Source organism: Lysobacter sp. 5GHs7-4 (genome assembly GCF_021284765.1).
Classification (GTDB): Bacteria; Pseudomonadota; Gammaproteobacteria; order Xanthomonadales; family Xanthomonadaceae; genus Lysobacter.
The window spans coordinates 2,249,246-2,263,227 of record NZ_CP089924.1 but is presented as its reverse complement, the minus strand read 5'-3'; the positions used below and the strand labels follow the sequence as shown (position 1 = coordinate 2,263,227).

Annotated in this window: 12 protein-coding genes; 6 read left to right on the top strand and 6 right to left on the bottom strand. The window is 68.6% G+C overall.

Going from position 1 to position 13,982, the window contains the following annotated elements:
- Positions 1–342 precede the first annotated feature (342 nt).
- Genes LVB77_RS10235 through LVB77_RS10225 form a run of 3 tightly spaced genes read left to right on the top strand, consistent with a single transcriptional unit; the run spans position 343 to position 2,956 of the window.
- Positions 343–867 carry a hypothetical protein gene (locus tag LVB77_RS10235; protein WP_232910016.1) on the top strand — a complete coding sequence of 175 codons (525 nt, stop codon included), beginning with the start codon at positions 343–345 and terminating at the stop codon, positions 865–867.
- Between the two features lie 12 nt (positions 868–879).
- Positions 880–2,346, top strand: a complete 1,467-nt coding sequence (locus LVB77_RS10230; RefSeq protein WP_232910015.1) for a DUF2235 domain-containing protein — start codon at positions 880–882, stop codon at positions 2,344–2,346.
- Between the two features lie 22 nt (positions 2,347–2,368).
- A complete protein-coding gene (locus LVB77_RS10225) occupies positions 2,369–2,956 on the top strand; it encodes a hypothetical protein (RefSeq protein ID WP_232910014.1) in 588 nt (195 codons plus the stop codon).
- A 47-nt stretch (positions 2,957–3,003) separates the two neighbouring features.
- Here LVB77_RS10225 and LVB77_RS10220 read toward each other — a convergent pair whose 3' ends face one another.
- Together LVB77_RS10220 and LVB77_RS10215 are read right to left on the bottom strand one after the other, a co-directional pair.
- The gene (locus LVB77_RS10220) at positions 3,004–3,621 is read right to left on the bottom strand and encodes a glutathione S-transferase (RefSeq protein WP_232910013.1); all 618 of its coding nucleotides are present in this window, start codon (positions 3,619–3,621) and stop codon (positions 3,004–3,006) included.
- A 27-nt stretch (positions 3,622–3,648) separates the two neighbouring features.
- A complete protein-coding gene (locus LVB77_RS10215) occupies positions 3,649–5,067 on the bottom strand; it encodes a M20/M25/M40 family metallo-hydrolase (protein WP_232910012.1) in 1,419 nt (472 codons plus the stop codon).
- A 115-nt stretch (positions 5,068–5,182) separates the two neighbouring features.
- Here LVB77_RS10215 and LVB77_RS10210 point away from each other — a divergent pair, with 115 nt between their 5' ends.
- The 3 genes from LVB77_RS10210 to LVB77_RS10200 all read left to right on the top strand — a co-directional run bounded on the left by LVB77_RS10210 (position 5,183) and on the right by LVB77_RS10200 (position 7,624).
- Positions 5,183–5,659 carry an Lrp/AsnC family transcriptional regulator gene (locus LVB77_RS10210; RefSeq protein ID WP_232910011.1) on the top strand — a complete coding sequence of 159 codons (477 nt, stop codon included), beginning with the start codon at positions 5,183–5,185 and terminating at the stop codon, positions 5,657–5,659.
- 112 nt (positions 5,660–5,771) lie between these two features.
- Positions 5,772–6,818 carry a pyridoxal-phosphate dependent enzyme gene (locus LVB77_RS10205; protein ID WP_232910010.1) on the top strand — a complete coding sequence of 349 codons (1,047 nt, stop codon included), beginning with the start codon at positions 5,772–5,774 and terminating at the stop codon, positions 6,816–6,818.
- A gap of 296 nt (positions 6,819–7,114) precedes the next feature.
- Positions 7,115–7,624 carry a hypothetical protein gene (locus tag LVB77_RS10200; protein ID WP_232910009.1) on the top strand — a complete coding sequence of 170 codons (510 nt, stop codon included), beginning with the start codon at positions 7,115–7,117 and terminating at the stop codon, positions 7,622–7,624.
- 70 nt (positions 7,625–7,694) lie between these two features.
- Here the strand turns inward: LVB77_RS10200 and LVB77_RS10195 are convergent, their stop codons facing one another.
- The 4 genes from LVB77_RS10195 to LVB77_RS10180 all read right to left on the bottom strand — a co-directional run bounded on the left by LVB77_RS10195 (position 7,695) and on the right by LVB77_RS10180 (position 13,854).
- On the bottom strand, positions 7,695–8,630 hold the full coding sequence (locus tag LVB77_RS10195) for a lipase family protein (RefSeq protein ID WP_232910008.1): 936 nt from the start codon (positions 8,628–8,630) through the stop codon (positions 7,695–7,697).
- A 32-nt stretch (positions 8,631–8,662) separates the two neighbouring features.
- A complete protein-coding gene (locus LVB77_RS10190) occupies positions 8,663–9,433 on the bottom strand; it encodes a restriction endonuclease (RefSeq protein ID WP_232910007.1) in 771 nt (256 codons plus the stop codon).
- A gap of 176 nt (positions 9,434–9,609) precedes the next feature.
- Positions 9,610–11,058 carry a glycoside hydrolase family 76 protein gene (locus LVB77_RS10185; protein ID WP_232910006.1) on the bottom strand — a complete coding sequence of 483 codons (1,449 nt, stop codon included), beginning with the start codon at positions 11,056–11,058 and terminating at the stop codon, positions 9,610–9,612.
- A 249-nt stretch (positions 11,059–11,307) separates the two neighbouring features.
- Positions 11,308–13,854, bottom strand: coding sequence for an MAC/perforin domain-containing protein (locus LVB77_RS10180; RefSeq protein ID WP_232910005.1), 2,547 nt, complete (start codon positions 13,852–13,854; stop codon positions 11,308–11,310).
- Positions 13,855–13,982 lie beyond the last annotated feature (128 nt).

Sequence of the window (13,982 nt, the reverse complement as noted above, 5' to 3'; positions counted from 1 at the left end):
GACGGGCGCGGGCCGCCGCGTCGTCCGCTTCGCCGCAAACGGACCTGCGTCCGGTCTCACGATACGCCGGCGTGTGTCCGTAGCGTGCCTGCGCTACCATCGGGCGATGCTCATGCCGGCGATGGACCGCGGCGACGGTCTCCAGGGGAGGAGGGAATGGATACAAAACCAGGTTCAGGCGCGCCGCCCCGCGGCGGTCTCCGCGCCGACGCTCCTGGCCGCCACGCCGGTCCTGCCGCGGACCGCGCCCCGCACCGCCATCGCTCTCCTCGTCCGCGCCTGCCCGCCTTGGCGCGCGCGCTCGCGCTTTCCGTCCTATTCGCAACAGGATGCCAACCCGCCATGTCCACCCAACCTGCCTACGTCGCGCCCAACAAGACCGACGCCAGCCGGCCGCTCACATTCGCCCAGCACGACTTCGGCGCCGCCGCCTACGACACCTTCGGCTGCGTCGTGCTCTACAACGGCGAGTACGCCGTGCGCGACGCCGACGACGCCAAGACGCCGTCCTCGGCCTCGCTCGGCAACGATTACCTCAAGCACGTGACCGCGCCCTGGGCCACGATCCGCAACTTTCCCGGCCCGGCGCAGGTGAGCTGGCGATCCAAGGACGGCAGCGCGCACGAGGCCACGGTCGACATCCCCGGCCTGTTCGATGACCGGGTGATCCGCCACAACGTGCCTAGCGCCGAACTGGCCGACGCCGGCGTGATCGCCGAGGACCCCGAGATCCTGCTCGAGGTCAACGACCGCACCATCAAGGTCTACATGCGCGCCATGGTCCACACCCGCGAGCTGCAGATCCCCGGCAACAAGCACAGCGATTTCCGCAACGACCCGGTGCTGGTGTTCAGCCATACGTACTAAAGGAGTAGTGCGATGACGGACGACAAGAAGAAGAAAGGCCCGGACGGCGTAAGCACCTATCCCGCCGACGCGCACGACCTGGCCAGCTACGAGCAGGCCGGCGAAGCGCTGTCGCGGCTGTCCACGCCCATGCTGGTCAACAGCGCCAATCCGCACGAGCGGCTGTTCATCGCCGCCTTCGACGGCACCGGCAACAGCATGCTCAAGGACGCGCCGACCAACCACACCAACATCGCCGACGTGGTGCGGCAGACCGCGGCGGCCAACAGCCGCGGGCTGTCCAACATCCGCGTCGACTACGTCGAAGGCCCGGGCACGCAGGACGGCGCGCTCAAGAGCGGCTGGGACAGCGCCACCGGCCGTTCCTACGAGGACCGCGTCGAGGAGATGTACTCGCGCTTCGCCGCGCAGAGCAAGAAATGGCTGGCCGAGGATCCGGAGGCGCAGATCCGCGTGGTCAGCGTGGGCTTCAGCCGCGGCGCCGAGCAGGCCGCCGGCTTCACCCGCCTGGTCGACGAACGCGGCATCCAGGATCCCAAGGGACGCGTGGAAGACCGCGACCTGTTCGGCAACGTCAAGCACGTGCGTTACACCGGCGACCCGCTGGTGCCGCCGCACGAAGTGCCGCAGGCGGTGGCCCTGTTCGATCCGGTCGGCACCGGCGAGCCGCGCAAGCACGACCGCCGCCAACCGCCGTCGGTGCTGTCGGGCTTCCAGATCACCGCCGAGGACGAGCGCCGCAACCTGTTCAAGTCCACCAGCATTCTGGACCCGGGCCAGACCGAGAACGGCCGCTTCCTCAACGTCACCGTCGGCGGCGCGCACAGCGACATCGGCGGCAGCTATGCCATGAACGGCCTGTCGGTGCGCAGCGGCAACCTGATGGTCGACTACCTCAACTCGCTCAGCGACAAGCCGTTCCTGGAAAAGCGCGCCCTGCCCGCGGCGGAGATGAACGTCGTCCACCGCTCCGAAGAACACCAGTGGTTCTACCGCACCTCCGACTTCGACAAGGACGGCCAGCGCGACCGCATGACCCGTTTGACGCCGGACAAGCGGGTGGCGGATCCGAACAACAACGAGCCGCGCGACGAGGCGATGAACGCGCGCTTCCCGCAGCGCGCGGTCGCGATCGGACCGGTGCCGCCGGGCCCTGCTTCGCCCGAGCCGCGCCTCAACGCCGATCCCGCGCCGGTCACGCCGCAAGACACCCACGCGCTGTTCCAGCGACTGGGCCAGGCCGCCGTCAACGGCGACGTCGACGGCGCGCGCGCGGTTGGCGGCAGCTTCCTGGCCTCCGAACAGGGCCAGTCGCTGCAACGCCGCGGCGGCGAGCAGGCCCAGGCCGCGGCCGCACCGCCGCCCGAACAGCGCCAGCAGGAGCAGCGCCAGCAGGACAAGCCGGCCGAACCCACGCCGCCCACGTTGCCGCCCAGCGGCCACGACGGCCCCGAACGCCGCATGACGCCGCGGCTCTGACAGCACAACGAGAAAGCGCACGATGGAGAAGCAGGATCTGGAGTTGTTCGCCGTCCAACTGATGGGCGTCGCCAAAATGTTCGAGGTGGTCTGCGAAAAGGCCACCGAACGCTTTACCCAAAGCGCGACCGAACTCAAGCGCACCGCCGACATCTGGGAGACCAACGCGCAACTGCTGACCCGCGACCTGGTTGCCAGCGTCGGCGAACAGACCCGCGGCGCCATCGAACAGGGCGTGGGCCAGGCCTCGGCGCAGTACGGCCAACAGCTGCAGAACACCGCTGCCGCATTGCGCGAGGTCTCGCGCAGCGCCGAAAAAACCCTGCAGCAGATGGACGAACAGCGCCAGGCGCTCAAGCGTGAGCAGAAGTCGCTGATCTGGACCGGTCTGATGGGCCTGGGCCTGGGCGCCTTGCTCGCCGCCGGCGGCGCGGGTTACCTGATCTGGCAGAGCGGCCGCGAGGTCAAGCGCGCCGAGTTCGCCAGCGACATCCTCAGCGCCACCAAGTCCGGCGCCCTGAGCCGTTGCGGCCAGGCGCTGTGCGCGCGCATCGATCCGAACGCCAAGCGCTACGGGCCCAAGGGCGAGTACCTGCTGTTGGAGCAGTAAGCGGTTCGCGGGGCGGCGTTTCGCGACCGCCCCGCTCGCCTCCGGCCTCAGTCGTGAGTCTCGCCCGACAACGGCGTCGCGCGCATCGAGGCGCGCGTCTGGAAGGCATCGAACCAGGCGCTCAGGCGTGGACGTCCCGCGCGGAAGTCCGGCAGCTCGCGAAATTCCAGCCAGCTCAAGGCCGTCGCCACGGCGATATGCCCGACGTGCAGCGGCGCGTCGGTGTCCAGTTCGCTCTCCAGCCAGTCGTAGCTGGTCAGCAACTTTTCGGTGTAGCCCTCGCGCAGCGCCGGATAGCGCAAGGCTTCCGGACGGCGCACCGTTTCCCAGCGCACCTTGATGCCGGCATCGCCCAGCCCTTGCGCGACCGCCTGCACGCGCAGCGCCTGCCAGCGCGCTTCACCGCGATCGGGAATCAGACGCGGCCCTGAGTGCACGGTGTCCAGGTAGGCGCAGATCACGTCCGAGTCGAACAAGGCCGGCAGGCCCGGCCGCAGCAGCACCGGCACCTTGCCCAGCGGATTTTCGGCGTAGACCTCCTCGTTGCGCAGGGTCGGACTGGTTTCGTGGTGGATCACCTCGATGCGCTCGGCCAGGCCGGCTTCGTACGCGAACACCAGCGCCTTGCGCGCATAGGGGGAATGGGTCTGATAGAGCAGCTTCATGGCGTCACTCGATGGGAAGGGTGAAGTTCAGGCATCGCGCCGCGATGCCGCATCGTGCAGCAGCTGCGCGACCACCGCGGTGATCCGTCGCGCGGTCGGCAGGTGTAGGAATTCGTTGGGCCCGTGCGCGTTCGACTGCGGCCCGAGCACGCCGGTGACCACGAACTGCGCCGACGGGAAGCGTTCGCCCAGCATCGCCAGGAACGGGATGCCGCCGCCTCCGCCGATCAGGGCCAGCCCGGCGCCGAAGCTCGCCAGCGAGGCGCGCTCCAGGCTGTCGCTCAACCACGGCGCGGTGTCCGGCGCATGCCAGCCCTGCGAGACCATGTCGATGCGGAACCCGACCTGGCTGGCATAGGGCGGATCCGACTCCAGCAGCGTCTTCAATCGCAGCGCCGCGACCTGCGCGTCCAACGTGGGCGGCAGGCGCAGGCTGAGTTTCAACTGCGTCGAGGGCTGCATCACCGCCGCCGCGTCCGCCACCGAGGGCAGCCCGTCCAGGCCGGTGACCGCCAACTGCGGGCGCCAGGCGCGATTGAGCACGACCTCGGCCGGATCGGAATGCACCGGTTGCGAACCCGCGGTCAACGGCAGCTGCGCATGCAGACCCGCGCCCAATGCGGCCGCCGCGGTGTTCGCCTGCGTGCGCCGCGACGGCGGGATGGGCGCATGGAAATCGGCGACGACTTCGCCGCTGCCGGCGTCCTCCAGCCGCGACAGCAGGCGGCGCGCAATCCGGAACGAGGAGGCGACCACGCCCGAGGCGTCGCCCGAATGCACGCCCTCTTCCAGCACGCGCACGCTCAGGCAGCCGGCGACCTGCCCGCGCAGCGAGGTGGTCAGCCACAGTTGCCCGTAGTTGCCGCAGCCCGCGTCCAGCGCGACCACTACCGCGGGCGCGCTCAGACGCGGCGCCAGATGCTCGATGTAGTGCGGCAGATCGTGGCTGCCGGATTCCTCGCTGGCTTCGATCAGGATCGAACACGGCGCATGCGCCAGCCCCTGCGCGCGCAAGGCTTGCACCGCCAGGATCGCGGCGAAGATCGCATAACCGTCGTCGGCGCCGCCGCGTCCGTACAGGCGCTCGCCTTCCAGCGACGGCGTCCAGGCATCGCGCCCCTGGCTCCAGCCGGCCATCGGCGGCTGCTTGTCCAGGTGCCCGTAGACCAACACCGGTGCATCGCCCTCGCCTGCAATCTCGATATGGATCACCGGCGTACGCCCCGGCAGCGTCACCACCTCCACGCTCGCGCCGGGCACGTCCGCGAGACGCTCGCGCGCCCATTGCGTCATCAAGTCCACCGCCCGCTGCATATGGCCGCGCTCGGCCCAGTCGGGCTCGAACGCCGGCGACTGGCAGGGTATGGCGATGTACTCGCTCAAAGCCGGCAGCAGGTCGTCCTGCCAGCGGCCATCGATGAAATTCTGTAGTTCGGCGAAATCCATGGTCGGCGTCTGCGGTTTGGAGCTAGCATCCTAGGAGCGCGCCCTCGCGGTTTTGCCGCGAACCGATACGGCGCCGCGCTTTTTTTCCGCGTTGTCGGCCAGTTCCGGAGCCCGTATGCCGCTAGACCGATTCGATCGCCAGCTGCTGAACCTGGTCCAGGAAGACGCCAGCCAGACCGCCGAGCGCCTGGCCGAACAGGTGTTCCTGTCGCCGTCGGCGGTGCAGCGCCGCCTGCGCCGCCTGCGCGAACAAGGCGTGATCGTGCGCGACGCCGCCGTGGTCGATCCCAAGAAGGTCGGCCGCCCCACCTTCTTCGTCGTATCGCTGCAGGTCGAGCGCGAACGTCCCGAACTGCTGGCCCAACTGCGGCAATGGCTGTCGGCGCAGGAGCACGTGCAGCAGGCCTTCTACGTCACCGGCGAGGCCGACTTCGTGCTGGTCATCACCGCACCGGATACCGAAACCTACGACGCGTTGATGGCGCGCCTGGTCGGCGACAACCCCAACGTCAAGCGTTTCACCACCAACGTCGCATTGGGCGTGGTCAAGCGCGGGCTGACGATTCCGATCCCCCTGGACGAGGACGAATGAAACCCCAGCGCCGCGACGGATTTCGGCGTCGGCGGCGCGCTTTGCGCGTTTTGCCCGCATCCGGGCCCGCATAACGCGGCGGCGCCGCAGGCCGGCGCGGCAGACTATCGGCATGAATTCCGACGCCCGAAGCCCGCACTGGGACATCACCGAACTCTGGGACGACTACCGCCCCACTCCCTTGATCGCCGTGCCCGCGCTCGCCCGTCGCGCCGGCGTCGCCCAGGTCCTGATCAAGTGCGAAGGCGAGCGGCCGCTGGGCAACTTCAAGGCCCTGGGCGGTCTCTACGCCGGCCTGCGTGCGCTCGCGCGCGCGATCGGCGCGGACTCGTTGAGCGAGCTGCAGGACCGCCGCCCCCGCGTCCGCGACCTGCGCCTGGTCTGCGCCAGCGACGGCAATCACGGCTTGGCGGTCGCCGCCGCGGCCGCACGCGCCGGCGCGTCCGCCTCGATCTACCTGCCCAGCGACGTCGATGCGACGCGCGCGCGACGCATCGTCCGCCTGGGCGCCGAGGTCGTGCGCGTCTACGGCACCTACGACGACGCCGTCGACGCCGCCACGGCCGCGGCGCAGCGCGGCGACGGGCTGCTGATCGCCGATACCAGCGACGATCCGGACGATCCGGTGGTCGCCGACGTGATGGCCGGTTACGGCCTGCTGCTGCGCGAACTGCGCGAGCAATTGCGCGATCACGGCGATGGCGGCCTCAGCCATGCCTTCGTCCAAGCCGGCGTGGGCGGACTGGCGGCGGCGGTCGCTGAAGGCCTGCACGAGCGGCTGCCCGGTCCCGGGCGTTTGCTGGTGGTCGAACCGGCGAATGCCGCCTGCGTGGCCTTGGCCTTGGCGGAAGGTCTGCCCAAACGGCTGGCCGGCGATCTGCACACCAGCGCGGAGATGCTGTCGTGCGGGCAGGCCTCCGCGCCGGCCATCGCGGTGCTGCAGCGCCACGGCGCAGGCTCGGTCGTCGTAGGCGAGGACGCTTTGCGCGCGGCCGCCGAACTCATGCACGCATGCGGCGGACCGCGCACCACCGCGTCCGGTGCGGCGGGGCTAGCAGGGTTGTTGCACGTGGCCGACGACGCGGCTGCGATGGCGATGCATGCCCTGTCGCGCAACAGCAGGGTGCTACTCATCGCCACCGAAGGGCCGCCGCATTAGTGCCAGCCGCATCCTCCCTGTCGATGTGATGCCGTGCAACGACACCGCCGGTCCGACCGGCGCGCCCGACGTGGCAACTTTGGCCGCCCCCCATTTCCCTGCGCACGAGCGTGAACGTCCTCGCCGGCGCGGTCATCCCGCGCCGCTGAAAACCTGTTCCGGAATGGACGCCCGGTATCCCTCCGCAGCACGAAAAGCATCGGGATTGGCTCCCTTCCGCAGCGTGCAATTGGCACTCCAAGTCGCCGCGTCGGCAGCCTAAGGTCCGCCGTGCCCACCACAAGGAGGTAAGCACGATGAAGACCCGCAACCTACGTCCGGCCCCGCTGTCCACCCTGAGCGCCGCCGCCCTGCTCAGCCTGTGCTCGATCGGCCCCGCGTTCGCCGGCGACGCCCATCACGTCGGCATGGACTGGAAGGACAACGTCATCACCCGCCTGTGCGCGCGCCAGTTCGAGGTCGCTCAGCGCATGGACATGGAATCGTTCCGCGACTACGACGCCGACACCTTCCGCGCCGTGCACGACGAGCGCGCGATCACCGTGCTCGGCAGCGGTGCCACCCTGGTCGGCATCGACGCGATCATGACCGCCTTCACCAGCCACTTCGCCAATCGCGAAGCGCGCTGGAGCTGGACCGAGCGCTACCGCGTGGTGGACGGCTGCAGTTCGGCCTACATCCTGTACGAGACCGTCTACGAGATCCCGCGTATCGGCTTCCGATCGCGCGCCCTGACCGGCGTGACCTACACCTACGATCGCGGCAAATGGCTGGCGATCGCCGACCAGGGCACGCCGCTGCCCTGAGCCGTCTGCAGGAAGCGACGCGGAGAGGGCGGCGGCTAGGCCGCCCTCTCCGCGATCGTGCGCTCAGGTCCTAGCGCAGCGCGCCCTCGAACGCCATGTAACCGCCGACGCGATCGGCCCAGGGGATGTCGGTACCGGCAGGCGGCAAGGTGCTGACCATCGTCAGCGACGCGTCGACATAGTCCGGGAACGTGCCGGCCCATTGCTGCGGCCGCAACGGCAGGGCGTTGCTCAGCACCGTGGTCAGATTGACGATGGAATGTCGCGACAGAATGTGCGGGAACCACTCGCCGCGGACGTAGAACGCGGTGCGAAAGCCTGTGCCGACATGCGTGTAGCCCAGATCCGACGGAGGCAGCGCGGGCACGTAGTCCCAGTAGTTGTAGACACGGATGCTGGTGCCGCCGGCGATGGTATTGGCGTAAGCGACCTGCCAAGTGTCGGTGCCGACCATGGGGCTGGAAAAGTTGATGTTGATCGACGCCAAGTCCCGACTGACCATCAGGTCCAGGGTGAACAACTGGCTCAGCGCAGCGCCCAGGCTGTGCCCCGTGACATAGAGCCGCGTGGGCCGGTACTTGTCGATCAGCGCGAACAACTGCTCGCGCATCGACTGCGTCATGGCGCCGCCCTGGCCGTTGTAGATGCCGTAGAAGCCCGAGGCCACCCGCGGAACAGGATTGATGCCGCCCGCGCTGGGCACGAAATCGGTCGTGAGGAAATGCACGTCCTCGTAGGCGTCCATGTCCGAATCGGTGCCGCGGAACGCGAAGATGCAAACACCGGCATCCGCGATGGACTGGAATACCAATCCGTACTTCTCTTCGGAACCGGTGAACAGGAACTCGTCCCACCCGGTCCAGGCGTCGACCTGCCGATAGCCTGCCGGCGGAGTGAAAGGCGTGCCGCTGTAATAGTCGTAGGCGGCTTTGGACGCCTGCGCCAGGTCGATGGTGAGGCTGTCGTCGAGCACGGGCTGGCTGGAAGCGACTGGGGGCTGGTTCACGGCATCCGTCCTTTGATGGGTGAAGCGGGATTCTAGATCTCCGGCGTCGAGTCTTCGATCACCTTCATGGCTTCGTCGGCCTTGCGCTGCGATTCACGCAGCTCGGCTTCGGTGGGCGGTCGGACGGTATGCGTGGGCGGTCCGGGCGCTTCGGCTGGCGGCTCCGCAACCACGGGTACGGTTTCGGCCACCGATTCTATCGGTGCACTCACGCCTGTGGCGTGCGGTTCCGGCGACGCAGGGCTGGAGCCGGCGCTCCAGGCGGTGCGCCCCAGCAACAGGCGCACCAGCAACACGAACACCAAGGTACCCACCAGGGCCACGATCCACCAGCCGGCGTTGCTTTGACGCAAGCTGTTTCCAGGGGGCCGCCGTGACTGCATCCGCTGCGACGGCGCCCCTGCCAGCGCCATCGCCGACGCGTCCGCCCACCCGTTACCGGACGGCGCTCGCGCTGCCAGAATATCCGCCGCTTCCAGCATGGGCGCCAACATCGGGCGCAGTGCTTTGCCGTCGATCAGTTGCACGTGTCCCTGGCGTTCTGCCGCTTCCCGGGCGGCGCGCGTGAACTCGCCGCTGCAGACCAGAATCGCGCCGGTCGCCGCTTCGTTGACCATGATGCCGAGCAGCTCATGCACGGCGTTGTGGGTGACCTGCTTGGCATTCCAGTGCTTGCACTGGACCAGCACGTAGGCATCGTCCCGGCGCAGCTTCAGATCGATACCGCCGTCGAAACGCAGGCCGGTCGCCGCCGTTCCCACATGCTCCACTTCGTAACCCTGGCCGCGGTAGTACGCGGCCATCAGCGATTCCAGTTGCTCCCAGCGCAATCTGGACAAGGCATCGTCGTAACGGTGCCCTACCGGCTTGAGTCCGTCCCTGTTCCCGCCCGCCATAGCGCCCCCGGTCACCACCACTGCCGGCGCCAGGGTATCGCGCTATCGCGAGCCGTGCAGAGTCCGCCGATGGCCGCGCCCCCTCACCCCATCGCTATCGCCAACGTCAGCACCGACAAGCGATTGACATAGGCCGTCATCTGATCGGCATTGCTGCCGCCCGTGGGCGTGAACGCGTCGCAACTGCCGGACTGCGACGGCGGCGGCACGCCGAAACCGGGCTGCACCAGGGCATTGGCGGTGCCGAGGACCATGGAGCGGTAAGGCGTCAGTAGGCTCGCATTGGCACGGTAGGCCTGCAGCAGGTAGCGCATCAGCACGCCGACGCCGGTCTGGTAGTCGCCGTCGTCGTTGCCCGGCGAGGGCGCCCAGAACGGGTTGGGGACGTCGAGGTCCAGCCACGGCAGCGGAAACGATCCGTTGACCTGGCCATAGGTACGCGGCCGGAACGCGTTGGCGAACGCGCCGTGGATCAGATTGGGATACAGGTCGACCACCGCAGGCTTGGGCACCAGATGCATGCCCTGCGCCTCGCGCAGCGCGCCGATCAGCAGACCCTGGTCGCCCATCCACGACAACGGCTTGCGATAGGCGGCGTCCCAATACAACTGGCTACCCACGGGATGGAAGGTGGACACGCGCTCGCGCACCAGCAGTCCGCCGGTGGGTGCGCTGGGTTTAAGCAACAGCGACTGGTCGGCGGGCTGGGTGCCCAGCATCCATTGGCCGTACCACTGGATCTGGTGTTGCCAGGCCTGCAGGCAGGCCTGGGCGTTGAAGCCCGCGTCGCGGAACACCGAGGCGAAATTCGGATTCTGCGTGGCCAGGTACAGGCGCAGGCCCAGCACCGTGTAAACGCCGTTGGTGACCGTGTTCTGCACCGGGCTGAGGTAATCGGCGCTGGCGGAGTAGACGGGCACCGGTGTGGGTGCGCTGCCGGCGCTGATCGGCGCGTTCCAGACGCCGCCGGGGGAATAGCGCGGGCGCAGCTGCGCTTTCGTGGCCGGCGGCGGATTGGGCCAGGTCTGATCGATGCGGTCCCAGACGTTCGGCGCGCCGGAATTGCTGGTGTGCTCGCGCGCGAATTGCGCCCAGCCGGGCACGTCGGTGAACGGATAGATCGCGCGCTGGTGCGGCGACAGCGACCAGCCGGGGCCGTGCATGTAGGACCAGGCGTTGATCGCGATCTTGAGGAAGTCGGTGCGATGCGCGGCGGCGAAACCCAGTTCCGCCGCACGCAGCGCCGCGATGCCGATCCAGCCGAAGTCGTCCCACCAGTTTCCCAGCTTGGTCGGATCCAGCGCCGCCAGGGCGGCGTCGCCGTAGGGGGCGCTGTCGGCGCCGCTGACCAGGAAATAATCGAGGATGCTGTCCAGGGCGCAGGCGCTGCGCCACACGTTGTCCGCCGCGGTCCAGCGCGGCAGGATTTCTTTCAGGAACAACCGCTGCGCTTCGGCGCGATAGGCCGGGTTGGCGGCAGCCGCGGCTGGCTCTCCGTGCGCGTGGCCGGAGTCGTTGCGTTCGTCGTTCATGGCTCGTCCTTGATCGGGATGGGAGATCCGTCGCCTGACGGCAGCATAGCGCTGCGTCCGCCCGCCCTAGCCTACGCGCCCTACCCGCTTTCGGCGATGCGCGGCTGTCCGGGGCGCGTCAGGATGGCGGGCCGTCTCCCGGCCTGGCGTGAGGCGACGGCATCGACGGCCGCCGTCCCGACAAGCGTCGCAACTGCGCCCCCACTTCGGCGCTCGCGGCGTCGCCGCCCCGCCATCGATCCCAAACGCTCACATCGCGGGTTCTTCCTCCCACACGATATCGACGTTCGACAATCCCAGCGTGTAGACGGTCATCGCGCTGGCTTGCCTGATCTCATGGTCCTTGCTGGTCACCAGCCAACCGTAGACCTGCGCCGCGCCTGCGCGGTAGGCGTCGGCCACGACCGGGCGCGACCCGGTCAGGCAGTGGTGCATGTCGATGTCGGTGAGGCAGGCGCCGCCGCCGATCATCACGCTGCGCTTGGCGATATCGCCGCCCGGATGCAGCGCATGGCCGACGGTGTGATCGTGCTGACTCGCCGCGCCGAAGCGGTGGTACTGGTAATCGGCCTCGATCGCGGTGCCGGCGCGTGCGCGCACGCCGATCGCGTAGGCGCGGACCGCGTGCGGGTACGGCGTGATCAGATCGGCGGTGCGCACCACCGCCTGGCACTTGGGCTCGGTCGCGGCCGGCGGCCGGCCGTCCAGCTGCGCGAATCCGCAGGCTTTCAGCGCCGCGATTTCGAAGCTGGTCACCTCGCCGCCGCAGCCGGTCAGCAGGTAGTCGCCGGGCGGCTGTATGGCGATTTCGTGGCGGCTGCGCAGGGCCGTGGCGTCCTTGGCGAAGATCTGCACGTCCCAGGCGTCGTCGGGATCGTGCAGGGCGACGATGGTCATCGCGTGGTGAATCTTGGAGGCATGCTTGATGTCCTTCATGCGCGCGCACCAACTCCACCGCTCGTCCCGGCCCTTGCCGGTCACCTTGGGGTAGCTGGCGACGATGAAGTTGCCGGCCACCTGGGTCACGCCCGACACGCCGCCGGACAGGATCTTGTAGCCGTGCGGCAACTGGATCTCGGCGTTGAAATGCTGCTGCGCCTGCTCCCAGCGGCGCTGGAACACCACCAGCCGCATCGTCGGCGGACGCGTCAACGCCAGCATCGCATCGGTCATGGCCGCGGCGTTCGCCGGCGCTTTCAGGCGCAGTGCCTCGCGCACATCGGCGATGGCGATGGACGGGATGAAGATGTCGTTGATCCAGGTGCGCTCCAGCAGTTCGGCCATGCGCTTGCGGTCAAAGCCCAGCGACTTTTCCGGCAGCAGGGCGACGATCTTCCACACCGCTTGCTCGTCGCTGCGGTCGATCACCTGCCAATGGGCATTGGCCTTCACGCTGGTCAGCCACAGTTCGCTGGGCAGCTCGGGCAGCCCGCCGAACACGCTGGTGGCCACCGAGACCTGTTGGTCCTTGACGGTGCAGGACATCGCGGTGGAGCTGGCCCGCGCCGCGCTGACGCCGCCCGCGTGCGCGGTCGACGCCGAGCCTGCGCCAGTGAGGCCGATGTAGGACACCGAGGCCGACACCGCCCAGTTCGTGGCGCTGGACAACGCCTCGTCCAGCGTGCGCATGCGCTCGGACGAACTGCAACTGGCCTTGGCCACGTGCTTGTACCAACCGCCCAACACCGCGGTGCAGAACACATGGCTGCCGAAGGAGCGCAGGAACTCGACCGCACCGGCGCGCTGCTCCGCCGCGTCCGCCGCCTGGATGGCGCGCAGCGCGTCCAGCGCTTCCTCGCTCAGCGCGAAACGGTTGGTCGGCAGACTGAGGGTGGCCTGCGGCGCCCACAGATAGTGCACGCGCAACTTGGTCGCCTTCTGCGAGCGCTGCATCGCGGCCTGGTCCTTCTGCCGCTGGCTGGCATTGGCGTATTGCGCCATCAGACTGGCGGCGCCGATGCCCGAGCCCAGGAACATCGCGCCCTTGGCGGTATTGGCGGTGGAGTACGAAGTGGCCGAGGTCTCGAACTGGTGCGTGGCCTCGCTGTAGGCCTCCTCGCTGCTGTAATCGAAATCCATCGTGCTGACCGCCGCGCCCTTGCCCAGCAGACCGGCCATGTCGAGCAGGTTGGAGCCGCTGGCGCGCAGCAGTCCGCCAGCAGTGGCGCAGTAGCCGCGCAGCAGCTGGTTTTCTTCCAGCAATTCGGCGGTGCTGCGCGGGCGCTGGTCGAGGTAGCTGTTGAGGCTGTCGGCGATCTTGCTCTGCAGGCCGTCCTGGATGCGCTCCATCAGGGCGGTGGCGCCGGCGATGGTCGCGAATCCGGCGTCGCCGGCCTTCAACAGGTCGCGCGCGTTGACCTTGCCCAGAATACGGTCCAGCTGCGTCTGTGCCTGCTTGACCACCGCGTCGCGGTCGGCGGCGGCCGCGTCGGCGGTGTCCTTGCGCAGCTTCTCCACCGCTTCGATCGCATCGGCCAGCTGCTGCTTCTTGCGGTCGAAGCCGGCGCTGCCGGCGTCTTCTTTTTCGGCGGCCAGTTGGTCGATGCGCTGCTGCACCTGCTTGGCGGTCAGCTTCTCGACGATGCCGGCGGCGATGCGCGCCGGCCCGTCCGGCGTATCGCCGCGAATCTGCTGCGCCAGCGCCTTGCGTTCGCCCGGATTGGCGCAGACCGCCTTGAGGAACTCCAGCGAATCGATGCCGTAGGCCTTGACGACCTTGATCTGATTCTTCAGGCCCAGGGCCTTCAGATAGTCCTCGAGCTGGGCCTCGTCGTTCTTGCGGGCAGGGGTCGGCATCGGGCGGCGCTCCGTGGGCGGGTGGGATGGGAGCGCGACGGCCCCTGTCCCTACGAACGCACCCGCAGCGGAACCGTGAAGGCCGTCGCGATCCGCGCCCCTCAAACACGCGCGGCATCGCCCATAGG

Coding starts and splice junctions, on each gene's coding strand:
- LVB77_RS10235 (WP_232910016.1), top strand. CDS start 343: ATGTCCACCCAACCTGCCTACGTCGCGCCCAACAAGACCGACGCCAGC.
- LVB77_RS10230 (WP_232910015.1), top strand. CDS start 880: ATGACGGACGACAAGAAGAAGAAAGGCCCGGACGGCGTAAGCACCTAT.
- LVB77_RS10225 (WP_232910014.1), top strand. CDS start 2,369: ATGGAGAAGCAGGATCTGGAGTTGTTCGCCGTCCAACTGATGGGCGTC.
- LVB77_RS10220 (WP_232910013.1), bottom strand. CDS start 3,621: ATGAAGCTGCTCTATCAGACCCATTCCCCCTATGCGCGCAAGGCGCTG.
- LVB77_RS10215 (WP_232910012.1), bottom strand. CDS start 5,067: ATGGATTTCGCCGAACTACAGAATTTCATCGATGGCCGCTGGCAGGAC.
- LVB77_RS10210 (WP_232910011.1), top strand. CDS start 5,183: ATGCCGCTAGACCGATTCGATCGCCAGCTGCTGAACCTGGTCCAGGAA.
- LVB77_RS10205 (WP_232910010.1), top strand. CDS start 5,772: ATGAATTCCGACGCCCGAAGCCCGCACTGGGACATCACCGAACTCTGG.
- LVB77_RS10200 (WP_232910009.1), top strand. CDS start 7,115: ATGAAGACCCGCAACCTACGTCCGGCCCCGCTGTCCACCCTGAGCGCC.
- LVB77_RS10190 (WP_232910007.1), bottom strand. CDS start 9,433: ATGGCCGCGTACTACCGCGGCCAGGGTTACGAAGTGGAGCATGTGGGA.
- LVB77_RS10185 (WP_232910006.1), bottom strand. CDS start 11,058: ATGAACGACGAACGCAACGACTCCGGCCACGCGCACGGAGAGCCAGCC.
- LVB77_RS10180 (WP_232910005.1), bottom strand. CDS start 13,854: ATGCCGACCCCTGCCCGCAAGAACGACGAGGCCCAGCTCGAGGACTAT.